This window comes from Lentzea jiangxiensis (genome assembly GCF_900104175.1).
Taxonomy (GTDB): domain Bacteria; phylum Actinomycetota; class Actinomycetes; order Mycobacteriales; family Pseudonocardiaceae; genus Lentzea; species Lentzea jiangxiensis.
Map to the genome: position 1 here is coordinate 16,389 of NZ_FNIX01000017.1, position 23,432 is coordinate 39,820.

Below are 23,432 nucleotides of genomic sequence, written 5' to 3' on the forward strand. Positions count from 1 at the left end.
GTTGAGTCGAGGTTGATCGGACGTTGACCCGCGCCGTTGCAACGACCCTTTATGCAAAAGACGTTTGCGGACGTCCGCAAACGTCTTTTGCACAACCGATATATCAGTGTGCTGACCTGCGGTTTCAGACCTTGTCGAAGCCGGATTCGGCGAGCGCGGCGTACATCGCGTCCGCGATGCCCGGTGCGGCGGCGAACGTCGCGTCCTCCCCCAGCTCCGGCGACGACCCCGGCAGCCGCACGACCGCGCCGGCCTCCGCGGCGATCAGTCCGCCGGCCGCCCAGTCCCACCGGCCGAGCGCGTGCTCGGCGTAGGCGTCGAGCCGTCCCGCGGCCACCGAGCACAGGTCGAGCGACGCCGCGCCGGCCCGGCGCAGGTCGCGCACGCGCGTCGCCATGCGGGCCCACGTCTCGGCCTGGCGCTGCCGGCGTTCGGGCCGGTACGCGAAGCCGTACCCGAGCAGGGACAGCGAGAGGTCGGTCGTCGCGGACACGTGCAGGGGTGCGCCGTCCAGGAAGGCGCCGTGGCCGCGGGCGGCGGTCCACAGGCGTCCGGTCGCGGGCTCGAACACCGCGCCCGCGACGGACTCGCCGTCGAGCTGCGCCGCGATCGACACCGAGTACCAGGGGATCCCGTACAGGTAGTTGACGGTGCCGTCGATCGGGTCGACGACCCACGTCAGGCCCTCGACGACGGTGCCGCCCTCCTCCTCGCCCAGCACGGGTTCGCCGGGGCGCAACTCGGACAGACGCGTCCGGACGAGTTGTTCCGAGGCCCGATCGGCGGCGGTGACCACGTCGGTGGAGGTGCTCTTGGTGTCGAACGAGACGACCGCGGAGGCGCGCATGCGCTGAACAAGAGCGCCCGCTTCCCGTCCGACGGCCGTCGCGATGTCAACGAGTGGCCGGGGATCGAACACGACCGGTTTCCTCCTGCGTCACTGGCACGGGACTATCGGACGACGTCAGGCTAATGTCTGCGCACCACGGTTACTGAATCGAACGAGTAGGAAGGACCACGGGGAATGGGCATCACCCGCGGGTTCGGTGTGGACATCGGCGGCTCCGGCGTCAAGGGCGGCCTGGTCGACCTCGAGGCAGGAGCACTGGACGGCGAGCGCATGCGGATCCCCACGCCTCAGCCTTCCACGCCGGAAGCGGTGGCGGAGGTCGTCGCGGAGATCGTCGAGAAGTTCCAGTGGGACGGACCGGTCGGCATCACGCTGCCGTGCGTGGTCAAGCACGGTGTGTCGCTCAGCGCGGCGAACGTCGACAAGGGCTGGATCGGCTGTGACGCGCAGAAGCTCTTCGCCGAGCGCCTCAAGCGCAGGCCCGAGGACATCGTGGTCATGAACGACGCGGACGCGGCCGGTATCGCGGAGATGTCGTTCGGCGCGGGCGTCGGCAAGGGCGGGACCGTGGTGCTGCTGACGTTCGGCACCGGTATCGGCAGCGCGGTGTTCCTCGAGGGCAAGCTCGTCCCGAACACCGAGTTCGGCCACCTCCAGGTCGACGGCCACGACGCCGAGAAGCGCGCGGCCGCGTCGGTGAAGGAGGAGAAGGACCTGTCGTGGGAGGAGTGGACTCCCCGCGTCAGCCGGTACATCAACGTGCTGGAGGACCTCATCTGGCCGGACCTGGTGATCGCGGGCGGCGGCGTGAGCAAGAAGGCGCACAAGTGGTTGCCGTTGCTCAAGGTTCGCACCGAGGTCGTCGCCGCGGCGCTGAAGAACGACGCGGGCATCGTGGGCGCCGCCTGGGCCGCCGCGCACGGCGTCAGGCCCTGACGACCATTCGACACCGAAACGTGTCCGACTCGATCTAGCTGCGACAACGCAGGTGGGAGCGCCCCGAAGCACCTCGGGGCGCAACACCGCGTCACCGACGTCGTTACAATGGAACGCACACCCGCCGGGCAAGATCGGCGGGGACATCCCCTGAACTCTGGCGACCGAGGTTTCGCGCCCTCTGGTCCGCCTTGAACGACCGTCGCGAAAGGGCGTACGTGGCAGCCGCAGAAACCGCAACCCGACGCTCCAGCTCCGCCGCGAGCGCCGCCAAGACGACCAAGGCGACCGCGGCCGGCGAGGCCGAGGAGAAGCCGAAGCGCAAGACGACCGCTGCGGCAGCGAAGAAGCCCGCAGCCAAGGCCCCGCGCAAGACGGCCGGCAAGGCCGATCCTGCCGCGAAGGGCACCGCCAAGAAGGACGGCGAAGAGCCCGAGGACATGGAAGGCGCTCCGGGCGCCGAGGACCTGGAGGACGTCGAGATCGTCGACGAGCCGGTCGTCGACGAGCCCGAGGCGGCGGAGGACCCCAAGAGCGAGGGTGACTTCGTCTGGGACGAGGAGGAGTCCGAGGCCCTGCGCCAGGCGCGCAAGGACGCGGAGCTCACCGCCTCGGCCGACTCGGTCCGCGCCTACCTCAAGCAGATCGGCAAGGTCGCCCTCCTCAACGCCGAGGAGGAGGTCGAGCTCGCCAAGCGCATCGAGGCGGGTCTCTACGCCGCCGAGCGCGTGCGCCGCTCCGAGGAGGAAGCGGAGAAGCTCACGCCGCAGCTGCGTCGCGACCTGCGCTGGATCGTCCGCGACGGCGAGCGCGCCAAGAACCACCTGCTCGAGGCGAACCTCCGCCTCGTCGTGTCGCTGGCCAAGCGCTACACCGGCCGCGGCATGGCGTTCCTGGACCTGATCCAGGAGGGCAACCTCGGTCTGATCCGCGCGGTCGAGAAGTTCGACTACACCAAGGGCTACAAGTTCTCCACGTACGCCACCTGGTGGATCCGTCAGGCGATCACCCGCGCGATGGCCGACCAGGCCCGCACCATCCGCATCCCGGTGCACATGGTCGAGGTCATCAACAAGCTCGGTCGCATCCAGCGCGAACTGCTCCAGGACCTGGGCCGCGAGCCCACCCCGGAGGAGCTCGCCAAGGAAATGGACATCACGCCCGAGAAGGTGCTGGAGATCCAGCAGTACGCGCGTGAGCCCATCTCGCTGGACCAGACGATCGGTGACGAAGGCGACAGCCAGCTCGGCGACTTCATCGAGGACTCCGAGGCCGTCGTCGCGGTGGACGCCGTGTCGTTCACGTTGCTGCAGGACCAGCTGCAGTCCGTGCTCGCGACGCTGTCCGAGCGCGAGGCGGGCGTCGTCCGGCTGCGCTTCGGTCTCACCGACGGCCAGCCGCGCACGCTGGACGAGATCGGTCAGGTCTACGGCGTCACGCGTGAGCGCATCCGCCAGATCGAGTCCAAGACGATGTCGAAGCTGCGTCACCCGTCGCGCTCGCAGGTCCTGCGCGACTACCTCGACTAGGTCCTACCCGGTCATGCGCACGAAGCCCCGCACCGGTTCGGTGCGGGGCTTCGGTGTTTTCGGCGAGCACGGTTCACCGGTTCGTGAAAATGAGGCGGAAGTGTTCGCTTTCCGCGAAAAAACGCCGGAAATGTCCGCAGCGGCTGCTGTGCCGACGTTCGCCCGAAACCTCGATTCCGGGTCGGGAACCGCCCGTTGATCACGGTCTCGCGTCCGAATCGTGGGACGTTCGTGACCTGTTCGCTGCGGGCGGACAAGGGCAACCGATATCACACTCCCGGCCGCACGCAACCGACCGCCTGGCCGCACTTGGCTGCTCCACCAGCGGTTTTTCGGTCGCTCAGCGTACGTGTCAAGCCGGTGAACCGGTGGCGAACGCAGGTGTGAAGCTGCTGCAGGCGGGTAAATCGGAGAGTGACGCGAGTCGCCACGCACACGGGAACACTGACTAACGCCAAAACGTCTGTCAGAGTGGAGCCAGCGAGCACCGCGCACCATCCAGGGGCGTTGTGGTCGCAGCTTGGTAAGAGGGCACCGGGACACTTCGTTCCGTTGCTGGGACGGAGGGAGATTCATCATGACTGCAGCACTCACCCGCCCCGAGTTGACCGCTGCCGACCGCTGCGACCGCTGCGGGGCTGCTGCCCAGGTTCGCGCTTTGCTCCCGTCCGGGGGCGAGTTGCTGTTCTGCGGGCACCACGCCCGGGCGCACAGTGAGAAATTGCGCGAACTCGCTGCTGAGATTCAGCAGGGCTGACTTCCACCCCACCTAGCCGCTCGGGGCGGAGATCCGCGAGGATCTCCGCCCCCTTCGCTGTTCTAGAGGGTGTCGAGCACCGGCTCGAAGGCCAGTTCGGCGGCCCCCACGAGCTTCGCGTCCCGCCCCAGCGGGGACGGCACGACCTGGGTCCCCCCGACAGCGCGGGAGACGAGGCTGCGCCGCTGCACGGCGGAGCTCACCGACTCCACCACCGACAGCGGCAGCGCCGTGTAGAGGTCGCCGAGCACGACGAGCTCGGGACCGAGGACGTTGACGATGTTCGCGAGGCCCAGTGCGAGCCAGTCGGCGAACTCGTCGAGCACCGAGGGGTCGTCGAGCGCCCGCAACGCCGCGACGACGGCTCCACGCGGGGCGTCGTCGGGAAGGCCCAGCGCCCGGCACAGCGCCGGCTCGCCCACCTCGGTCTCCCAGCAGCCGTCACAGCCGCAGTAGCACCGCCGCCCACGTGGGTTGACCACCATGTGGCCCAGCTCGCCGACGTAGCCGCCGGAGCCACGCAACGGCTGCCCCGACAGGATCACTCCCCCGCCGACGCCGACGTCCGCGGAGATGTAGACCATGTCCGCGGACTCGCGCGCCGCACCGCGGACGTGCTCGGCCAGCGCACCGAGCTCCGCGTCGTTGCCGACCTGGACGGGCAGCTTCAGCACCGCCTCCAGGCGTTTGCCGAGCGCCACACCGGTCCAGTGCAGGTTCGGCGCCTCGTGCACGTGCCCGTCGGCACGCCGCACGACGCCGGGCACGGAGATGCCCACCCCGACCGCGGTGGCGTCGAGGTCGTCGGCCATGAGGCGCGCCGACTCGACGATGTGCGTGATGACCTCCCCCGGATCACGCGTCCGGTGCAGGTTCCAGCTGTCCCGCCCGAGGATCTCCCCGCCGAGGCCGACGAACCCCATCGCCACGTGTTCCACCCGCACGTCGATCGCGATGACGACCGCGGCTTGCGGCTGGGGCAGTACCAGCAGGGATGGGCGGCCCGCTCCGCTGCGCAGAGCGGGCACGCGTTCGGCGACCACGCCGGCTTCGGCGAGGCCGTCCACCAGGGCCTTGATGGTGCTGCGGTTGAGCCCGAGCTCAGCCGCGAGCGAGGCCCTGGTGGACGGTCCGTCGATGTGCAGGCGGCGCAGCAGCGCCGTCCTGTTGTGCCTGCGGATCTCGTCGGGACGAGTGCCGGACGTGGGTCCCGTCACCGCGTCATCGGGCCGCGGTGGCCGCCCGGCGGCGGGACAACGCGTCGACGCTCGCGGCGAGCAGCAGGACGAGCCCGGTCACGATGAACACGACCGCGGCGGGCTGCTTGAGCAGGCCCATGCCGTTCTGGATGATCGCGAGCACCGCGCCACCGATGACGGCGTCGCGCAGGCGGCCCTTGCCACCGAACAGCGACGTACCACCGATGACGGCCGCGCCGACCGACAGCAGCAGCGTGTTGCCGCCACCGGCGTTCGGGTCGACCGAACCGACCTTCGACGAGTACACGATGGCGCCGATCGCGGCCGCCGAGGAGGCGATCACGAAGACGCTCATGCGGATGCGCTCGACGTTGATACCGGCGCGGCGGGCCGCTTCCTTGTTGCCGCCGACGGCGTAGATGTGCCGTCCGTAGCTGGTGCGGTCGAGCACGAACGTGCCGATCACCAACAGCACGAGGACCAGCGGCACCACGAACGGCACGCCTTCGATCACCACGAGGTTGCTCGGCGCCCGGTTGAGCGACAGCGCGTAGGTGATGACGGCGGCCAGCACCGCGAGGGCGCCGATCTTGGCCAGCACCAGCGTGGTGGGCTGGGCGACGAGGCCCCTGCGCAGCCGCGAGAAGTGGCGGGTGAGCACGACGGCCGCGTAGCCGCCGACGGCGATGACGAACAGCGCCCACGAGCCGACGAAGTCCAGGTTGCCGTTGGCGACGTTGAAGATCGTGTCGTCCCGCAGGCCGAGCGTGCCGCCCTGGCCGATGAGCTGCAGCACGACACCGCCCCAGACCAGGAACAGCGCCAGGGTCACGACGAACGACGGGATGCCGACCTTCGCGACGAGGAAGCCGGTGATGGTGCCGATGGCCGCGCCGACGCAGACGGCGAGCAGCATCTCGAGCCAGGCGTTGGCGGGGATGCCCACCCCGGCGATCACGAGCGCCACGGCGGACAGCGCCGCACCGGCCCAGACCTTCATCACGGCCGCGAGCACGATCGCGAGCACCAGCAGGCCGCAGAACACGTAGAAGACCGTGTCGCCCATGCCGCCGAGCAGGTTGCCGTTGTGGATCAGGTGCAGTGCCATCACGGCGGCCGTCACACCGGACGCGGTACCGGCGGACAGGTCGATCTCGCCGAGCAGCAGCACGAACACCAGGCCCATCGCGATGATGGTGATGCTGGCGCCCTGCTGGAGCAGGTTGGCGAGGTTGCCGAGGGTGAAGAACGTGTCCGACAAGGAGCTGAACACGATCAGCAGGACGACGAGGCCGAGCAGCGCGGGCAGCGAGCCGAGCTCACCGCCGCGGACCCTGGCCCAGTAGTCGCGGACGGCCTCGCCCGTGGACTGGGACGTCGTGTCGATGCCGAAGTCGGAGATGGCGCCCTGCTGCGGGGTTTCCTGCGCGGGCGATTCGGTGGTGTCGGTCATGCTGCCCTCTTCGGAACTCATCAGATCGTCGCCGCCTCGGGGCGGGCGATGCCCAGGTCACCGGAACGGCCGGCCGTGATCAGCTCGACGACCTGGCCGTGCGTGACGTCCTTGGACCCCACGACGGCGGCCATGCGGCCGAGGTAGAGGCACGCGATGCGGTCGGCGACCTCGAAGACGTCGTTCATGTTGTGGCTGATCAGGACGACCCCCAGGCCCTGCTCCGCGAGCCGGCGGACCAGGTCGAGCACCTGACGCGTCTGCGCGACGCCCAGTGCCGCGGTGGGCTCGTCGAGGAGCACCACCTTGCTGTTCCACAGGACGGCCTTGGCGATCGCCACGGTCTGGCGCTGACCACCCGACAGCGACGAGACCTGGGTGCGCACCGACTTGACCGTGCGGACCGACAGCGAGGCCAGCGTCTTGCGCGCCGCCTGCTCCATGTCCGTCTCGTCGAGCAGACCGCCCTTGGTGCGCTCACGACCGAGGAACATGTTCTGGACGATGTCCAGGTTGTCGGCGAGCGCGAGGTCCTGGTAGACGACCTCGATCCCGAGGTCCGCCGCTTCGCGCGGACCCTTGATGTCGACGGGCTTGCCGTCGAACAGGACTTCACCCGAGTCGGTCGGGTGGATGCCCGCGATGCACTTGACCAGCGTCGACTTGCCCGCGCCGTTGTCACCGACGAGGGCGGTGACCTCGCCGGGGTTCACGACGAGGTCGATGTCGTGCAGGACGTGCACGGGACCGAAGCTCTTGTTGATGCCGCGCAGCTCGAGAATCGGCTCGCTCACTGGGGATTCCTCCGTGGTTACCACGCGCCTAGGGCGGGGTGCGGTCGTTGCCGCACCCCGCCCTGGCGCGAGCGGTCCTACTTGATGCCGAGCTCGGTGCAGGCGGCCTGGGTGTCGGCCACGCAGATGTCCGAGGCCTTGACGAAGCCCGCGTCGACCACGGACTTGACCTTGTCCTTGGTGATCAGCTGAGCGGTGAGCAGCACGGACTTGACGTCGCGGTTGCCCTTGGCGTCCTTCGTCTTGCCGGTCGCGAGGGCGTCGGCGGCGGCCGTGTCGCCCTTGGCGAGGGCGGCGGCCAGCTTGGCGGCGGCCTCGGCCTCGTCCTTGATCGGCTTGAAGACGGTCATGTGCTGGTCACCGCGGAGCACGGCCTGCAGACCGTCCGGGGTGGCGTCCTGGCCGGTGACCGGGACCTTCCCGTTCAGGCCGACCTTCTTGAGGATCGTGATCACCGCGCCGGCGAGGCCGTCGTTCGCGGCGACGACGCCGTCGACCTTGCCGCCGTTGGAGGTCAGGATCTGCTCGAAGACCTGGCCGCCCTTCTGGTTGTCCCAGTTGTCGATCGGCTGGGACTGGACCAGCTTGAGCTTGCCCGAGTCGTAGAGCGGCTTGAGGACCTTCTGCTGACCCTCGTGGAACAGGGTCGCGTTGTTGTCCGTCGGCGCGCCCTCGATCTCGATGACGTTCGCGCCCTGCGGCGCGGCCTTCATCGCGTCCGCGAGACCCTGGCCCTGCAGTTCGCCGACCTTCACGTTGTCGAACGACACGTAGTAGGACGAGGAGCCGCCGGTGTTCAGGCGGTCGTAGTCGATGACCTGGATGCCCTGGGTCTGCGCCTTCTTGGCGACGGAGGCACCGACCTCGCTGTTGGGGGTCGCGATGATCAGGACCTTGACGCCGGCGTTGATCATGCCGTCGGCCAGGGTGCTGAACTTCTGGACGTCGCCCTGGGCGTTCTGGATGTCGGGGTCGAGCCCCTCCTTCTTCAGAGCGGCCTCGAGGAGCGGCTTGTCGAAGCTCTCCCAGCGAGCGGAGGAGGCGGTCTCGGGCAGGATCACGCCGACCTTCGCGCCCGTGCCGCTGCCAGAGTTCGTTTCAGAGGTTCCTCCGGTGCCGGAGGAGGAGTTGGCGCCGCACGCCGAGACCGCCAGGGCGAGGCCCGCGGTCACGGCGATGGAAGCGAGAGTCTTGCTGCGCATCCGCCATCCCTTTCACTGCGCTGTGTCACAGAGAATGTTGTGGCGCACAACGTATGCCCGACATATGGGTGACCGGAACCACACTGCATCGATTAAGTCGCAACGATGCGGTAACTGTGCCGAAATTTAGTCACCGAGAGTTATGAGAGCGTTACCACCGCACTACTGCATCCAGCAGCGATATATTGGATATCGCTTGCGGCGAACACTCGGAGGTCATCTCCCGGACACCTCTAGGGTGAGTTCATGACCTTCGACGGGGAAACCGCCGAAAGACTGGCGAAATCGTTTGGCGCGGAAGCGGCACGCTACGACCGCACCCGCCCCACCTACCCGGACGAACTGGTCCGCAAGATCGTCGCCGCGAGCCCGGGCCCGCGTGTCGTCGACGTCGGCTGCGGCACCGGCGTCCTCTCCCGCCCGCTCGCCGCGGCCGGGTGCGACGTGCTCGGGGTGGAGCACGACGAGCGCATGGCCGAGTTCGCCCGCGCCACGGGCGTGACCGTGGAGGTCTCCGAGTTCGAGACGTGGGACCCGGCGGGCCGCGAGTTCGACGCCGTCGTCGCCGGGCAGTCGTGGCACTGGGTCGGCGCCGAGGCCGGTCCGGCGCAGGTCGCGCGGGTGCTGCGGCCCGGCGGGGTGTTCGTCGCGCTCTGGCACGTGTTCGGGACGCCGGAGCCGATCGCCGACGCGTTCGTCGCGGCGTACGCCAAGGTGGCGCCCCAGCTCCCGCACCGCGTCGGCCACTCCTACGCCGAGGCGTTCGAGTCCTACCAGGCGGGCTGCGTGCGCACCGGCGAGGCGTTCGCCGCGACCGGGGCGTTCTCCACCGCCGAGCAGTGGCGCGCGGACTGGGAGCGGACCTCCACCACCGCCGAGTACCTCGACCTGATGCGCACCATGAGCCCGATGGCCCTGCTCAGCGCCGAGCAGGGCACCGAACTCCTCGACGACGTCGGCCACGCGATCGACGCGATCGGTGGCGAGATCACGATGCGCTACAGCACGCTCGCCGTCGCCGTCACCCGCGTCTGAGGCCTGCTACCAGGAGCGCAGGGTCGCGATCCGTTCCTCGAGCTGTTCGATGGTGGCCATCGCGGTCGGCGGGCCTCCGCAGTACTCGCGCAGCTGGTTGTGGATCTTGCCGTGCGGCTTCTTCGTGCGGTGGTGGTGCATCGCGACGAGGGTGTTGAGCTCCTTGCGCAACGACGTGAGGCGTTCCTGCACCCCCGCGGGCCGTGCTTCGCGCACGGCGACCTCGGGCTTGGGCCGCTTGGCGGCCAGCGCCATCTGCTCCTCCTGCCGCTGCAGCAGCAGGGTGCGCACCTGATCCGGTTCCAGCAGCCCCGGCAGGCCGAGGTACTCCTGCTCCTCCTCGGAGCCCGCGTGGGTCGGGGCGCCGAACGACGAGCCGTCGAAGATCACCTGGTCGAGCTCGGCCGTCGTGCCCAGGGCCGTGAAGGCGCGCTCGTCCTCGCCCGGTTCGTCCTTGGTCTGGTTGGCCGCGGCCATCAGCTCGTCGTCCCAGCCGTCCTTCTCGCGGTGCGGCTTGCCCAGGACGTGGTCGCGCTCGGCCTCCAGCTCGGACGCGAGCTGCAGCAGCACCGGCACCGAGGGCAGGAAGACGGTGGCCGTCTCGCCGGGTTTCCGGTTGCGCACGAAGCGGCCGATGGCCTGCGCGAAGAACAGCGGGGTCGACGACGACGTCGCGTACACGCCGACGGCCAGCCGCGGCACGTCGACGCCCTCGGACACCATGCGGACCGCGATCATCCAGCGCTCGTTCGTCGCGGAGAACTCGGCGATCTTGCCGGACGCCTTCGGGTCGTCGGAGAGGACGAGCGTGGGGACCTGCCCCGTGACGCGCTGCAGCACCTCCGCGTACGCCTTCGCCACGGTCTGGTCGGTGGCGATCACCAGGCCACCCGCGTCGGGCAGGCCGTTCTCGCGCTTCTGCGTCAGGCGCTGGTCGGCGGCGCGCAGCACGGACGCCATCCACTCGCCGGCAGGGTCGAGGGCCGTGCGCCACGCCCGTGCGGTCTGCTCCTGCGTCAACGGCTCACCCAGGCGCGCCGTGTACTCCTCGCCCGCGCTGGTCCGCCACGACGCCTCGCCCGAGTACGCCAGGAACAGCACCGGCCGGACGACGCCGTCGCGCAGCGCGTCGGCATACCCGTAGGTGTGGTCCGCCTTCGACGTCTTGAAGCCGCCGGAGCTCTCCTCGTACTGCACGAACGGGATCGGCGAGTCGTCGGAGCGGAACGGGGTGCCGGTCAGGCAGAGGCGGCGCACCGCGGGCGTGAACGCCTCACGGATCGCATCACCCCACGACTTGGCATCACCACCGTGGTGCACCTCGTCGAGCAGCACGAGCGTCTTGCGGTTCTCCGTGCGCACCCGGTGAAGCGTCGGATGAGCGGCGACCTGCGCGTACGTCACAGCCACGCCGTGGTAGTCGCGGGAGGTCATCGCGTTGGTGTTGCGGAAGTTCGAGTCGATGTGGATGCCCTGCTCGGCGGCCGCCTTCGCCCACTGGTGCTTGAGGTGCTCGGTGGGGGTGACGATCGTGACGGCCTCGATGGTCCGGTCGGCCAGCAGTTCGGCGGCCACGCGGAGCCCGAAGGTCGTCTTGCCCGCGCCCGGTGTCGCGACGGCGAGGAAGTCCTGCGGCTTGGCGGCCAGGTACTTGGTCAGCGCCCTGCGCTGCCATGCCCGCAGCGGTCGCATTGCTGCTGTCGCTGTCACAGACGTGTTTCTCCTCATTTGTGCAGGTCAGACATGGCGATCCCCTCAGGCGGACCGTGGCCGGGGGCACCGCGACTCTACCTGTTCCGAATGTCAATGCCGCGAAACGTGGCGGTATGCACCATGCTTGTCACTGCGATGGGTTCGCCTTCCGACAACAGCGCACGCAGGTCCGGCCGCAAGGGGCCGCTGCGTCTACTCGCACGCACGCTGTCGAAGGCGTGGCAGGGGAACATCTTCTCAGAAGCGGCCGAGGCGGCGTTCTGGCAGACGCTGTCGTTCCCGCCGCTGCTGCTCGGCGTGCTGGGCTCGATGGGCTGGATCGGCAGCTGGTTCGGCGACGACGTCGTCAGGGCCGTCCAGGAGAAGATCATCGGCTTCACCCGGACGATCTTCAGCCGGGACGTCGTCAACGGCGTGATCGAACCCACGGTCGCGGAGGTCCTCACGACCGGCAAGGGCGAGATCGTCTCCATCGGCTTCCTGATCTCGCTGTGGGCGGGTTCGTCGGCGATGTCGTCGTTCGTCGACGCGATCACCGTCGCCCACGACCAGTACGGCGTGCGCAACGAGGTCTGGCAGCGCTTCTTCGCCCTGCTGCTCTACCTGGTGTCCCTGGTGGCCCTGGTGGTCGGCCTGCCGGTCCTCGCCCTGGGTCCGGAGTTCCTGCCGCAGTTCTTCCCGGCGTCGTGGCAGCCCTACATCGAGACGTGGGTCGGCCGCTTCTACTACCCCGGCGTCGCGCTGCTGCTGGTGCTGTCGCTGTCGGCGCTCTACAAGGTGGCGCTGCCGAGACGGCTGCCGTACCACCGGGTGCTGCCCGGCGCGATCCTCGCGATGGCCGTGTTCATCCTGTCGTCCATCGGCCTGCGCCTGTACATCCAGTGGATCACCACCACCGGCTACACCTACGGCGCGCTCGCGACCCCCATCGCGTTCCTGCTGTTCGTGTTCTTCATCGGCCTCGCGATCACGATCGGCGCGTACTTCAACAGCGCCATCCAGGACATGTGGCCTGCACGCATGACCCGCCGCCAGCGCCGCCGCTGGCGCAGGCTCGAGATGGAGCGCGCGGCGTCCCGCATCCGCGAGGAGAGCGAGCAGTCTCCCTCGCGGGAGACGAACACCGACACCGGCCACTCGGCTCCGTCGCCGGCGGACACGCAGCGCACGGCGCCGTTGCAGATCCAGGAGCAGCGGACCCGCTCCGAGGAAGAACGGCAGCGCGGCTAGCCGGTTGCCCGGACAGCAGCGCCCGGCGCCTCAGGACGTGGTCCGAGGCACCGGGCGCTGTCGCGTTCGGAGATCAGTCGCCGTCGCCGCCGGGCGGCAGGTTCTCGTAGATCTTCTTGCAGTCCGGGCACACCGGCGAGCCGGGCTTCGGTGACCGCGTGACCGGGAAGACCTCGCCGCACAGCGCGACCACGTGCGTGCCCATCACGGCGCTCTCGGCGATCTTCGCCTTGCGCACGTAGTGGAACATCTTCGGGGTGTCGTCCCCGGACTGGTCGGTACCGTCCGGCCGTACATCGACCTCGGGGAGAGTCTGGGTGCTCACGTGCCAAGGGTACCTGGGATGATGTCCCCTCGTGACCACGCTGCACATCGCCGATGAAGTTGCCTCCGCGCTGGCCGAGAACCGGCCCGTCGTCGCTCTCGAGAGCACCATCCTGTCCCACGGCCTGCCCGCCCCGCGCAACCTCGCGGTCGCCGCACGCCTGGAAGAGGTCGTGCGGAAGGCAGGCGCCGTCCCCGCGACGATCGCCGTCCTCGACGGCGTGCCGCACATCGGCCTGACCTCCGCCGAGCTCGACCGCGTCTGCAACGCGGGCGACCTCGTGAAGCTGTCGCTGCGCGACCTCGGCCCCGCCTACGCCCTGGGTCGCAGCGGCGCGACGACCGTGGCCTCGACCACCGCCCTCGCCCACCAGGCGGGCATCCGGGTCTTCGGCACCGGCGGCCTCGGCGGCGTGCACCGCGGCGCGCGCGAGACGTGGGACGTCTCCGCCGACCTCGACATCGTCGCGTCGACCCCGGTGGTGGTCGTCTGCTCGGGCGTGAAGTCGATCCTCGACATGGGCGCGACCCTGGAGGTCCTCGAGACCCGCTCGGTGCCCGTCGTCGGCTACCGGACCTCCCGCTTCCCGGCCTTCTACCGCCGCGAGTCGGAGTTCGACGTGCCGTGGCGCGTCGAGACCCCCGCCGAGGCCGCCGCCGTCTTCGCCGCGGGCGGCCGCGGCATGCTGCTGGTGAACCCCATCCCCGCCGACTTCGAGATGGACGCCGACCTGCACGACCGCCTGCTCGCCGAGGGCCTGCAGAAGCTCGTCGACCAGGACGTGCGCGGCAAGGACGTCACCCCCGTCCTCCTCGAGCACTTCCACACCGCGAGCGCCGGCGTCAGCCTCGACGCCAACGAGGAGCTCGTCGTCAGCAACGTCTCGGTCGCCGCGGCCGTGGCCGTGGAGCTGTCCCGGTGAGGCCAGTCGTCGTGGTGGGTGACGCGGGCCTCGACGTCGTGGCCCGCCACACCGGCCCCATCGCCCACGGCGGCGACGTGCGCGCCAAGGTCACCATCGAGCCGGGCGGCGCGGGCGCGAACACCGCCGTCTGGCTCGCCGCCTGCGGAGCCTCCCCGGTCCTGGTGGCGCGCGTGGGCGCCGACTCGGCCGGCCGCCAGGTCCACGCCGAACTGACCACGGCGGGCGTCCAGTGCGCCTTCGCCGTGGACCCGGACCTGGCCACCTGCTGCGTGGTCGTCCTGGTCGACGAGGACGGCCAGCGCTCGATGCTGCCCGACCGCGGCGCGAACGCCCGCTTCTCCCCCGCCGACCTGGACCCGGGCCTGCTCGCCGGCACCGACGGCCACCTGCACCTGTCCGGCTACGTGCTGCTCGACGCCACCTCACGCCCCGCCGGTCTCGCCGTGCTGGCCGCCGCCCGCGCGGCAGGCTGGACGACGTCGGTGGACCCGCAGGCCGCCGTGCTGATCCACTCGGCGTCCGCCTTTCTGGAGGACGTCCGCGGCGTCGACTTCCTGCTCCCCAACGCCGACGAACTGCTCGCGCTGACCGGCTCGTCCGAGCCTTCGTCGGCCAAGACCCTGCTTTCGCACGTCGGGGCTGTTGTGGTGACGTCCGGCGCGGACGGTGCCTCCTGGGTGGACGCCGACGAGGTCATCTCGGTCCCCACTGAAGCCACCGTGTGTGTCGACTCGACGGGTGCCGGTGATGCTTTCGACGCCGGCTTCCTGGCGGCCTGGCTGTCCGGTACGTCGAAGCGCGACGCCCTCCTCGGTGGTGTGCGGGCGGGGTCGCGCGCGGTCAGCGTCGTGGGAGCGCAGCCGCCGAGGTAGCAACTGATATATCGGTTTCCCCGGACACACACCTTTGGCCGAGCGACGACGAGTTCGTCGCGCCCACGACAGGTCTGCTCAGGCGTGAACCGCCCGTCGCCTCGCCCCGTTCAACGCCGCCGGATGCAAAAGACGTTTGCGGACGAAGTCAAAAGACTCATTGCAAAGGTCGATCGGCGAGCGTCGCAACGGTGCACGTAAGCGCTTGTCAGCCTGACTTCCCCATGGTCGTCCACCTTTGCAACGAGTCTTTTGCGGACGAAGTCCAAAGAGTTGTTGCAAAGGTGGGGATGACGTTCGACGAAGGCCGGGCGCGGGGTGCGTCAGGGCTTCGCCGGCGGTCTAACCGTCGATGACGGTCGTGCTCTTGGGCGCGATGGCGCGGCGCTCGGTCTCGTAGCGGTTGGCCTTCTCGGCCTTGCGCGGCGGTCTGTCGTTCGCGATGAGCACCGCCATCCACGGCAGCGGCACGGACAGCACGATGAAGAACAGCGCGAGCCACCAGGTGTGCGCGAACAGAGCCGCGAGGATGAGGCACGGGAAGCGCAGGCTCATCATGATCGCGTACTTCTTGCGCCGGGCGGCGTGCTGTTCTTCGTAGGACGGGGCCGCCTCGGTGATCAACACCGGGGTGTCGTTCCGATCGGGACTGCTCACGACACCACCTCCACGTGTCCCATGGTCCCACGTCCGAGTGACCGCCGGGGCACCCGGTCGGCGGTTAACATCCGCGGGTGGTCGCCCTTGATCGCCTCGTGGACGTGCTCGGCAGTCTGGGCACGCATCTGGCGTGCGCGCCGAGGGGCCGTGACGCCGAACTCCGCGGGGTTGCCCTGCACGACCCCGCCGAAAACACGCCGGCGGCCGCGGGGGACGTCCTGCTCGGGCTCGGCACGCCGTCGGTCGCCGCGGCGGTGCGGCTCGTGTCCTCCACGGCCGCCTCGGCTGTCGTGCTGCACGGCAAGCCTCCGCTCGACGAGCGGGTGATCGCGGCGGCCAAGAAGTCGGGTGCGGCCGTGTTGCTCGTGGATCCGTCTGTGCCGTGGAGCCAGCTTGCGAACGTCACTCAGACGCTGGTCAACGGCGGCACGCGCACCGGAGACCTGTTCGGGCTGGCGGACGTGATCGCGGGCGTGGTGGGCGGGCCGGTCACGATCGAGGACCAGCAGTCCCGCGTGCTCGCGTACTCCTACCGCCAGGAGGACGTCGACCCCGTGCGGGTGCAGACCATCCTCGGGCGGCGCGTGCCCGAGGAGGCGCGGCGGGCGCTCGACGAGTTCGGCGTGTTCAGCCACCTCGCGTCGTCCGACGAACCGATCTTCGTGCCCAAGCTGACGCCGCAGCTCGGCAACCGGCTCGTCGCCGCGGTGCGGGCGGGGCGTGAGCTGCTCGGGTCGGTCTGGGTCGAGGTGACGGGTCCGGTCGACGCGGCACGGAGTGCGGCGTTGGTCGACGGCGCGCGCACGGCGGCGTTGCACCTGTTGCGGTCGAGAGCGTCGACCGACCTCGAGCGCCAGGCCGAGGCTGATCTGGTGATCCGGCTCCTCGACCAGCCGGAGTCCGCTGACGTCGCGCGCCTCGGTCTGCCGTCCGCCGACCTGCGGGTGATCGCCGTGCAGGCGCACGCGGGCGAGGGCGAGCACGGCGCGGCGGTGCTGGCGTTCCAGCGGGCGACGGCAGGTTTCGGCTGGTCTCGTCCGGGACGCAGCGCGCTGTTCGGCAACGTCCTCTACACCGTCATCCCGGCCGCCGACGACGCCGTCCAGTGGGTGCGTTCGCTGACCCGCGAACTCCCCTCCGAGGCGACGGTGCTGGCCGGCATCGGCGGTCCGGCCGAGGCGGCGCAGCTGCCGACGTCGCGGCAGGAAGCCGACGAATGCCTCGCGCTGTCCACCGGTGCACCGGTGGTGTACGACGACGCGTGGGCACAGGTCCTGTTGCACCGGCTCGCCGCCGTCGCCGAGGCCGGACGCCTGCCCACCCGTGGCCCCATATCCAACATATTGCGGTACGACGCCGACTACGGGACGCAGTACGCGTTGACGTTGAGGGCGTGGCTCGCGGCTCAAGGAGACGTGCGGGCGGCGGCGAAGGACCTCAACGTGCACCCGAACACGTTGCGGTACCGGATGCAGAAGATGGCCGAAGTGACGCCGCTCCCCCTCGACGACCCCGACCAGCGCCTCGCGATGGCCATCGCCCTCCAGATCACGCGGTGAACCGGGCGGCGTGAAAGCATCTCCACCCGTGCACCCCGATCTTTCTGCCGACCTGTGCGCCCGACTGCGCGAAGCCTTCCTGAACGCCGGCTACACCGCGGACGGCGTCGTCGACGCGCTCGGCCCGCAGGCCCACGCCGCGCTCGGCCGCGGCGAACCGGAGCCCGCCCGCCGCGCGAGCAAGGACGCCGGGTCGCTCGGCACGCTGATCCGCCTGTTCCTGCTCGGCGACCAGGAGCCCGAGCAGGACGTCCGCAAGGCGCTCCACGGCGTCGACATCGACGACGCCGTCAGGAACGAGGTCCTCGCCGCAGACAGAACCGCAGGCGACCTCAGGGCCGGTTTGGACGTCCGGCCCTACGAGGACAACTGGTGGGTCATCGCCGACCTCGACTCCGACCTGCGCGGCGGCGCCGTCCCCGAGGACCACGTGCTCGGCGTGGGCCACGCGTCCATCAGCCTCGCCCGCGCCACGAGGCGCACGCCGGTCGGCACGCTGCTCGACCTCGGCACCGGCTGCGGCGTCCAGGCGTTGCACGCCAGCACGCACGCCGAGCGCATCACCGCGACCGACCTGTCCGAGCGCGCGCTGAGGCTCGCCCAGGGCACGTTCCGCATGAACGAGCTCGACGTCGAGACGCTGCAGGGCGAGTGGTTCGGCCCGGTGCGCAACCGGCGGTTCGACCAGGTCGTGTGCAACCCGCCGTTCGTGGTCGGCCCGCCGCGCGTGGACTTCGTGTACCGCGACTCCGGTCTCGGTGGCGATGACGCGTCGGCGCTCGTCATCCGGCAGCTGCCGTCGTTCCTCAACGAGGGCGGCGTCGGGCAGCTGCTGGCGTCCTGGGTGCACCGCAGGGGCGAGGACTGGGAGGAGCGCGTCTCCGGCTGGCTGCCCCGCGGTGGCGTCGACGCGTGGTTCGTGCAGCGCGACATCGCCGAGCCCGCCCTGTACGTCGGCACGTGGCTCAAGGACGCGGGCGTCGACCCGCGCAGCCCCGAGGGGCGGGCCAAGGCGAGCGCGTGGCTCGACTGGTTCGAGGAGAACGATGTGCAGGGCGTCGGCTTCGGCTACGTGACGCTGCGGCGCACCGACGAGATGCACTCCCAGGTCGTCTGCGAGGACCTGCGCCACGCCTACGACGACCCGCTGGGTCCGGAGGCCGCGCGCTGGCTCGACAACGTCGCGTGGCTGCGCGCCAACCCCGATCTGCTGGGTCAGCGGTTCCGGGTCGCCGACACCGTGCTGCTCGAGGAGGTGTCCGAGCCGGGCGAGGACGGGTGGAAGAAGGTCGTCGCACGGCTGCACCGCACGGACGGGCCCGGCTGGCAGCACGAGGTCGACGAGGCGACCGCGAAGCTCGTGGCCGGCTGCACCGGCGCGTTGCCGCTGGAAGACCTGCTCTCGCTGCTGGAGTTCGCATACGGGGAAATCGATGCAGAAGCGGCGTTGCCGATCGTTCGTGATCTCATCCGGCACGGAATGCTGATTCCTGCATGAAAGCAGTTGTGGCGCGCGTCACAGAGGCGAGTGTGGAAGTCGCCGGGGAGATCGTCGGTGCGATCGCCGAGCCCGGATTGCTGGTGCTGCTCGGCGTCCACCACGACGACACGGACGCGCACGCTCGGAAAATGGCGCAGAAGCTGCATGGGCTGCGCATCCTCGACGACGAGCAGTCGTGCGAGTCGACAGGTGCTCCGCTGCTGGTGGTCAGCCAGTTCACCCTCTACGGGGACACCCGCAAGGGCCGCCGTCCGTCCTGGACGGCGGCCGCCCGGCCGGAGCACGCGGAGCCCTTGGTGAACGCCGTCGTTCAGGAATTGCGGCAAAAGGGCGCGCGTGTCGAAACGGGACGATTCAGGGCGGAGATGAAGGTGCGGAGCGTGAACGACGGCCCGTTCACAGTGCTCGTAGAGGTCTGACTAAAGGGTTCTCAGCCAATCCTCAGATTAGTCGCGCAACCGCTGTGACAGCGGTGACGTCTTCAGGTCATGGAAGTCGGGAACGAATTCGGAATCGTCTTCGTTACCCAGGTATCAGCCAGCCAGCGATGGGATCCCGAGCGGGCCCGCCGCAACCGGCAACCAGGGCGCAGCGCCGCGCCGCCTTGACCGCCAGCGCGACTTGTCGCCGCCCGCAGCAGGGGGAGGGAGATCCATGACCGTCACGAGGATCTCCGACCGTGAAGTCGGAGAGAACACCGTCACCGTCGTCGAGCACGAACTCGACGCCCAGGGACCGGCAGCCGATCTCGTTCGAGTCTACCTGAACGGAATCGGCAAGACGGCGCTGCTCACCGCCGAGGAGGAGGTGGAGCTCGCCAAGCGCATCGAGGCCGGTGTGTTCGCGCAGCACGTCATGGAGACGGCCAAGCGCCTCACCCCCACCCGTCGCGAAGAACTGGGGGCGCTCGTCCGCGACGGCCGCCGGGCGAAGGACCACCTGCTCAAGGCCAACCTGCGCCTCGTCGTGTCGCTGGCCAAGCGCTACACCGGCCGGGGCATGCCACTGCTGGACCTGATCCAGGAGGGCAACCTGGGCCTGATCCGCGCGGTCGAGAAGTTCGACTACACCAAGGGCTTCAAGTTCTCGACGTACGCAACGTGGTGGATCCGCCAGGCGATCACCCGCGGCATGGCCGACCAGGGCCGCACCATCCGCCTCCCCGTCCACCTCGTCGAGCAGGTGAACAAGCTCGCGCGGATCAAGCGCGACCTGCACCAGACGCTCGGCCGCGAGGCGACGAACGAGGAGCTCGCGAAGGAAGCCGGCCTCAACGTCGACAAGGTCGCCGACCTGCTCGACCACGCGCGTGACCCGGTATCGCTCGACATGCCGGTCGGCACGGAGGAGGACGCGCCCCTCGGCGACTTCATCGAGGACTCGGACGCGACCGACGCCGAGAGCGCCGTCATCTCCGGCCTGCTGCAGGACGACCTGCGCCGCGTGCTCGCGACGCTGGAGCCGCGGGAGCAGGCGGTGATCCGGCTGCGCTACGGCCTGGAGGACGGCCAGCCGCGCACGCTCGACCAGATCGGCAAGCGGTTCGGGCTGTCGCGCGAGCGGGTGCGCCAGATCGAGCGCGAGGTCATGTCGAAGCTCCGCCAGGGTGAACGCGCCGCGAAGCTGCGTGCTTACGCCTCGTGACCCCGGTCGGGTCTCACCCGTCCGGCAGTATTGACTTGTGACTCAACTCACGGCACGGTCGGGCGTTACCAGAGCCACGCGTCGCCCGTCGTGAGCCGGGTTTCGCACGCGAAGGAAGGTCGGGGCAGCCGGGGGCTGCCCCGGCCTTCCGCGTTCGGGCGGCCGTTGCGAAGAACACGGTGCACGGGCGGCGGGACGTCCGTTCGATGGCGGTACGGTTTTCCGATCCGAACTGCACACCGTTGGAGTTGTGTACGCCGTGCCCACTTTCGAGTACACCGACGTCCTGCCGCTGGCGAAGGACACCGAGACCGAGTACCGCCTCGTCACGTCGGACGGGGTGAAGCTGATCGAGGCCGGTGACCGCAAGTTCCTGCAGATCGCGCCCGAGACGCTGACGCTGCTCGCGAAGGAGGCGATCCGGGACATCCAGCACCTGCTGCGCCCGTCGCACCTCGCCCAGCTGCGCAAGATCATCGACGACCCGGAGGCCTCCGGCAATGACCGGTTCGTCGCCATGGACCTGCTGCGCAACGCCGCGATCTCCTCCGGCGGCGTGCTGCCGATGTGCCAGGACACCGGCACCGCGATCATCATGGGAAAGCGCTCCGAGAGCGTCCTGACCGGCGGTGACGACGAGAAGGCGCTCGCCCGCGGCGTCTACGAGGCCTACCAGGAGCTCAACCTGCGCTACTCGCAGATGGCTCCGGTGACGTTCTGGGACGAGAAGAACACCGGCACGAACCTGCCCGCGCAGATCGAGGTGTTCCACAAGCCCGGCCAGGAGCCCGTGTACGAGTTCCTGTTCATGGCCAAGGGCGGCGGTAGCGCGAACAAGACGTTCCTCTACCAGGAGACGAAAGCGGTCCTGAACCCGAAGCGCCTCGCGTCGTTCCTCGACGAGAAGCTGCGTTCGCTCGGCACGGCCGCGTGCCCGCCGTACCACCTCGCCGTGGTCGTCGGCGGTCTCTCCGCGGAGCAGAACCTCAAGGTCGCGAAGCTCGCCTCGGCCCGCTACCTCGACACCCTGCCGACCGAGGGCTCGCCGCTGGGCCACGCGTTCCGCGACACGGACCTCGAACAGCAGGTCCTGGAGCTCACCCGCGATTTCGGCATCGGCGCCCAGTTCGGCGGCAAGTACTTCTGCCACGACGTGCGCGTCATCCGCCTTCCCCGACACGGCGCGTCGTGCCCCGTCGGCATCGCGGTGTCGTGCTCGGCCGACCGCCAGGCCAAGGCCCGCATCACGGCCGAGGGCGTGTTCCTGGAACAGATGGAACGCGACCCGGCCCAGTTCCTGCCCGACGTGGAGGGCGAGGACCTCTCCGACGAGGTCGTGCGCATCGACCTCACCCGCCCGATGTCGGAGATCCGCGAGGTCCTCACGAAGCTCCCGGTGAAGACCCGCGTCTCGCTGACCGGTCCGCTGGTCGTGGCCCGCGACATCGCGCACGCCAAGATCAAGGAACGCCTCGACGCCGGCGAGGAGATGCCGCAGTACCTGAAGGACCACCCGGTCTACTACGCCGGCCCGGCCAAGACGCCCGAGGGCTACGCCTCCGGTTCGTTCGGCCCGACCACCGCCGGCCGCATGGACTCCTACGTCGAGCAGTTCCAGGCCGCGGGCGGCTCGCTGGTGATGCTCGCGAAGGGCAACCGCTCGAAGCAGGTCACGTCCGCGTGCTCCACGCACGGCGGCTTCTACCTGGGTTCGATCGGTGGCCCGGCGGCCCGGCTGGCACAGGACTGCATCCGCAAGGTCGAGGTGCTCGAGTACCCCGAACTCGGCATGGAGGCGGTCTGGAAGATCGAGGTCGAGGACTTCCCCGCCTTCGTCGTGGTCGACGACAAGGGCAACGACTTCTTCGCCGAGACGTCCACGCCGACCCTGCAGATCAGCTTCCGCCGCTAGACCTTCGCGGTTCGGCGGACGAGCCCCCGTTCAAGCAGTACGCTCGTACTGCTTGAACGGGGGCTCTGCTTCGATCCACCACGTGCAGGTCGCCTGCCCCGCAGGCTCCGAAAACGCGCAGCACACGACCATTGACCCTGCAGGCCCACGCGTCAGCCGGTCTCTTCGCGGGACTCCAGGACCAGGCGGCGGTTGCCGAGCGGCGCGTCCAGGCGCACGGTCAGCGGCACCTGCCGGACCTCCTGCGTGCACACCGTGCCCGGAGGCTGCTTGGTGATGGTGACGAGCGTGATCTGGACGAGCTCGGCGGACTGGCCGCTCACCTCGGCACGGGCTTCCTTGCAGCCGCCGCCGACGCCGAACACCTCGACGTCGCGGCCGTCGCCGAAGACGTAGGCCTCGTCGCGGTAGGTGTCTGACAACGATGTCGTGTCGACCTTCTCCTTCGCCACGGGCGTGACGTCGGGCGGGACGACCGGCTTCTCCTCCGAGATCGACACCGGAGGCTGAGCCGGAGCGGTGGGGTTCGCGCCGGGTGAGCTGGAGCCGGTCGAACCGGGTGCGGACGTGCCCGTGGTGGGCGCGCCGCCGGACGAGCTGGAGCCGGACGAACTGGAGCCGGGCGCGCTGGACTGCGTACCGGACGAGCAGCCGACGAGCACGACGGCGAGAGCAACGGCAGCGACGGCGTTTCTCATGCTCACCATCCTCGCAAACCGGGACGGGAGGTCCCTGTGAAATGTCCTGCGACCTGTCCGGTCGAGTTTCCCGGACGGGGACGGCGGGTGGTGCCCGGCCGGCGGGGCAGATGCCGGCCGGGCACCGGGGGGAGGAGGAAAGAGGCCTACTTCTGTTCCTGCCGCGACGTCAGGACGACCGTGCGCTCACCCAGGGGCTCGGACAGCTGCACCGTCAGCGGGGGGAAGCGGATGTCCATCGTGCACATTTCCTTGGTCAACGGCAGCGTTTCGAGCAGCTCGATCTTCACCGTGGAGGCGTTCTGCTCCAGCACGGACGCGCTCGCCTTGCCGCACCCGGCCTCCTGGGCCACGACGCCGACGGTCTTGCCGTCACCCTGCGTCCAGACGGTGCGCGGATAGTCCGACGCCAGGCCGTTGGCGTCGAGCTTCGTCACCGGTGTGCCGTCCGGCGGCACTTCTCCGGGCGCGACACCGGGAGGCGCCTCGGAGGACGAGGTGGCGGTCGGCAACGTCGGACCGCCACCTGCCCCAGTGCCCGCGTTCTGCGCGCCGCCACAGGCCGAGAGGACGAGCAGCAGCGCGCCTGTACCAACTACGGTTCCCATGTGCCTCATGTGAAGAGGACGGAACCGCGT

The 23,432-nt window shown here is 69.6% G+C and carries 23 protein-coding genes; 13 read left to right on the plus strand and 10 right to left on the minus strand.

Annotation, left to right across the window (positions count from 1 at the left end; all coding sequences use genetic code 11):
- Window positions 1-124 precede the first annotated feature (124 nt).
- Window positions 125-919, minus strand: a complete 795-nt coding sequence (locus BLQ91_RS31055; protein ID WP_090102627.1) for an inositol monophosphatase family protein — start codon at window positions 917-919, stop codon at window positions 125-127.
- A 105-nt stretch (window positions 920-1,024) separates the two neighbouring features.
- On the opposite strand from BLQ91_RS31055, the gene ppgK reads away from it, so the two are divergent.
- The 4 genes from ppgK (at window position 1,025) to BLQ91_RS43000 (ending at window position 4,072) form a co-directional block, all read left to right on the plus strand.
- Window positions 1,025-1,786 carry a polyphosphate--glucose phosphotransferase gene (gene ppgK, locus BLQ91_RS31060; RefSeq protein WP_090102629.1) on the plus strand — a complete coding sequence of 254 codons (762 nt, stop codon included), beginning with the start codon at window positions 1,025-1,027 and terminating at the stop codon, window positions 1,784-1,786.
- 218 nt (window positions 1,787-2,004) lie between these two features.
- Entirely contained in the window at window positions 2,005-3,315 is a 1,311-nt protein-coding gene (locus tag BLQ91_RS31065; RefSeq protein WP_090102810.1) for an RNA polymerase sigma factor, read from the plus strand.
- 13 nt (window positions 3,316-3,328) lie between these two features.
- Window positions 3,329-3,514, plus strand: coding sequence for a hypothetical protein (locus tag BLQ91_RS40600; RefSeq protein WP_143022898.1), 186 nt, complete (start codon window positions 3,329-3,331; stop codon window positions 3,512-3,514).
- 378 nt (window positions 3,515-3,892) lie between these two features.
- The gene (locus tag BLQ91_RS43000; protein ID WP_231642793.1) at window positions 3,893-4,072 is read left to right on the plus strand and encodes a DUF7455 domain-containing protein; all 180 of its coding nucleotides are present in this window, start codon (window positions 3,893-3,895) and stop codon (window positions 4,070-4,072) included.
- A 62-nt stretch (window positions 4,073-4,134) separates the two neighbouring features.
- On the opposite strand, the gene BLQ91_RS31075 is transcribed toward BLQ91_RS43000, so the two are convergent.
- From BLQ91_RS31075 to BLQ91_RS31090, 4 genes are all read right to left on the minus strand, one after another.
- Window positions 4,135-5,289 (minus strand): ROK family transcriptional regulator, encoded by a 1,155-nt coding sequence (locus BLQ91_RS31075; RefSeq protein WP_176960043.1) that lies wholly within the window; start codon window positions 5,287-5,289, stop codon window positions 4,135-4,137.
- Between the two features lie 4 nt (window positions 5,290-5,293).
- Window positions 5,294-6,724, minus strand: a complete 1,431-nt coding sequence (locus BLQ91_RS31080) for a sugar ABC transporter permease (RefSeq protein WP_090102631.1) — start codon at window positions 6,722-6,724, stop codon at window positions 5,294-5,296.
- 20 nt (window positions 6,725-6,744) lie between these two features.
- Window positions 6,745-7,518, minus strand: a complete 774-nt coding sequence (locus BLQ91_RS31085; RefSeq protein ID WP_090102633.1) for an ATP-binding cassette domain-containing protein — start codon at window positions 7,516-7,518, stop codon at window positions 6,745-6,747.
- A 77-nt stretch (window positions 7,519-7,595) separates the two neighbouring features.
- The gene (locus BLQ91_RS31090; protein WP_090102635.1) at window positions 7,596-8,720 is read right to left on the minus strand and encodes a sugar ABC transporter substrate-binding protein; all 1,125 of its coding nucleotides are present in this window, start codon (window positions 8,718-8,720) and stop codon (window positions 7,596-7,598) included.
- Window positions 8,721-8,966: 246 nt separating this feature from the next.
- On the opposite strand from BLQ91_RS31090, the gene BLQ91_RS31095 reads away from it, so the two are divergent.
- Window positions 8,967-9,755 (plus strand): class I SAM-dependent methyltransferase, encoded by a 789-nt coding sequence (locus tag BLQ91_RS31095; RefSeq protein ID WP_090102637.1) that lies wholly within the window; start codon window positions 8,967-8,969, stop codon window positions 9,753-9,755.
- A gap of 6 nt (window positions 9,756-9,761) precedes the next feature.
- Here BLQ91_RS31095 and BLQ91_RS31100 read toward each other — a convergent pair whose 3' ends face one another.
- Window positions 9,762-11,447 (minus strand): DEAD/DEAH box helicase, encoded by a 1,686-nt coding sequence (locus BLQ91_RS31100; RefSeq protein ID WP_245733948.1) that lies wholly within the window; start codon window positions 11,445-11,447, stop codon window positions 9,762-9,764.
- 156 nt (window positions 11,448-11,603) lie between these two features.
- Here BLQ91_RS31100 and BLQ91_RS31105 point away from each other — a divergent pair, with 156 nt between their 5' ends.
- Complete coding sequence (locus tag BLQ91_RS31105; RefSeq protein WP_245733930.1) at window positions 11,604-12,698, plus strand: YihY/virulence factor BrkB family protein; 1,095 nt, start codon at window positions 11,604-11,606, stop codon at window positions 12,696-12,698.
- 73 nt (window positions 12,699-12,771) lie between these two features.
- Here the strand turns inward: BLQ91_RS31105 and BLQ91_RS31110 are convergent, their stop codons facing one another.
- Window positions 12,772-13,023, minus strand: coding sequence for a DUF3039 domain-containing protein (locus BLQ91_RS31110; RefSeq protein WP_090102643.1), 252 nt, complete (start codon window positions 13,021-13,023; stop codon window positions 12,772-12,774).
- A 31-nt stretch (window positions 13,024-13,054) separates the two neighbouring features.
- On the opposite strand from BLQ91_RS31110, the gene BLQ91_RS31115 reads away from it, so the two are divergent.
- Window positions 13,055-13,945: a pseudouridine-5'-phosphate glycosidase gene (locus BLQ91_RS31115; protein ID WP_090102646.1), complete on the plus strand. Its 891-nt coding sequence runs from the start codon at window positions 13,055-13,057 to the stop codon at window positions 13,943-13,945.
- Window positions 13,942-14,820 (plus strand): carbohydrate kinase family protein, encoded by an 879-nt coding sequence (locus BLQ91_RS31120; RefSeq protein ID WP_090102648.1) that lies wholly within the window; start codon window positions 13,942-13,944, stop codon window positions 14,818-14,820. Before BLQ91_RS31115 ends, BLQ91_RS31120 begins: the two co-directional genes overlap by 4 nt.
- A gap of 342 nt (window positions 14,821-15,162) precedes the next feature.
- On the opposite strand, the gene BLQ91_RS31125 is transcribed toward BLQ91_RS31120, so the two are convergent.
- Window positions 15,163-15,477, minus strand: coding sequence for a DUF3099 domain-containing protein (locus BLQ91_RS31125; RefSeq protein WP_090102650.1), 315 nt, complete (start codon window positions 15,475-15,477; stop codon window positions 15,163-15,165).
- A 77-nt stretch (window positions 15,478-15,554) separates the two neighbouring features.
- On the opposite strand from BLQ91_RS31125, the gene BLQ91_RS31130 reads away from it, so the two are divergent.
- From BLQ91_RS31130 to BLQ91_RS31150, 5 genes are all read left to right on the plus strand, one after another.
- A complete protein-coding gene (locus BLQ91_RS31130; RefSeq protein WP_090102651.1) occupies window positions 15,555-17,039 on the plus strand; it encodes a PucR family transcriptional regulator in 1,485 nt (494 codons plus the stop codon).
- A 28-nt stretch (window positions 17,040-17,067) separates the two neighbouring features.
- Window positions 17,068-18,537, plus strand: coding sequence for a DUF7782 domain-containing protein (locus BLQ91_RS31135; RefSeq protein ID WP_090102654.1), 1,470 nt, complete (start codon window positions 17,068-17,070; stop codon window positions 18,535-18,537).
- Window positions 18,534-18,959: a D-aminoacyl-tRNA deacylase gene (dtd, locus tag BLQ91_RS31140; RefSeq protein WP_090102656.1), complete on the plus strand. Its 426-nt coding sequence runs from the start codon at window positions 18,534-18,536 to the stop codon at window positions 18,957-18,959. The genes BLQ91_RS31135 and dtd overlap by 4 nt, the downstream gene beginning before the upstream one ends.
- 235 nt (window positions 18,960-19,194) lie before the next feature.
- Complete coding sequence (locus BLQ91_RS31145; protein WP_090102658.1) at window positions 19,195-20,184, plus strand: sigma-70 family RNA polymerase sigma factor; 990 nt, start codon at window positions 19,195-19,197, stop codon at window positions 20,182-20,184.
- A 250-nt stretch (window positions 20,185-20,434) separates the two neighbouring features.
- On the plus strand, window positions 20,435-22,096 hold the full coding sequence (locus tag BLQ91_RS31150) for a fumarate hydratase (protein WP_425412564.1): 1,662 nt from the start codon (window positions 20,435-20,437) through the stop codon (window positions 22,094-22,096).
- 152 nt (window positions 22,097-22,248) lie between these two features.
- On the opposite strand, the gene BLQ91_RS40605 is transcribed toward BLQ91_RS31150, so the two are convergent.
- Window positions 22,249-22,794: a hypothetical protein gene (locus tag BLQ91_RS40605; protein ID WP_143022899.1), complete on the minus strand. Its 546-nt coding sequence runs from the start codon at window positions 22,792-22,794 to the stop codon at window positions 22,249-22,251.
- A gap of 146 nt (window positions 22,795-22,940) precedes the next feature.
- Window positions 22,941-23,402 carry a hypothetical protein gene (locus BLQ91_RS31165; RefSeq protein WP_245733931.1) on the minus strand — a complete coding sequence of 154 codons (462 nt, stop codon included), beginning with the start codon at window positions 23,400-23,402 and terminating at the stop codon, window positions 22,941-22,943.
- Window positions 23,403-23,432: the final 30 nt, after the last annotated feature.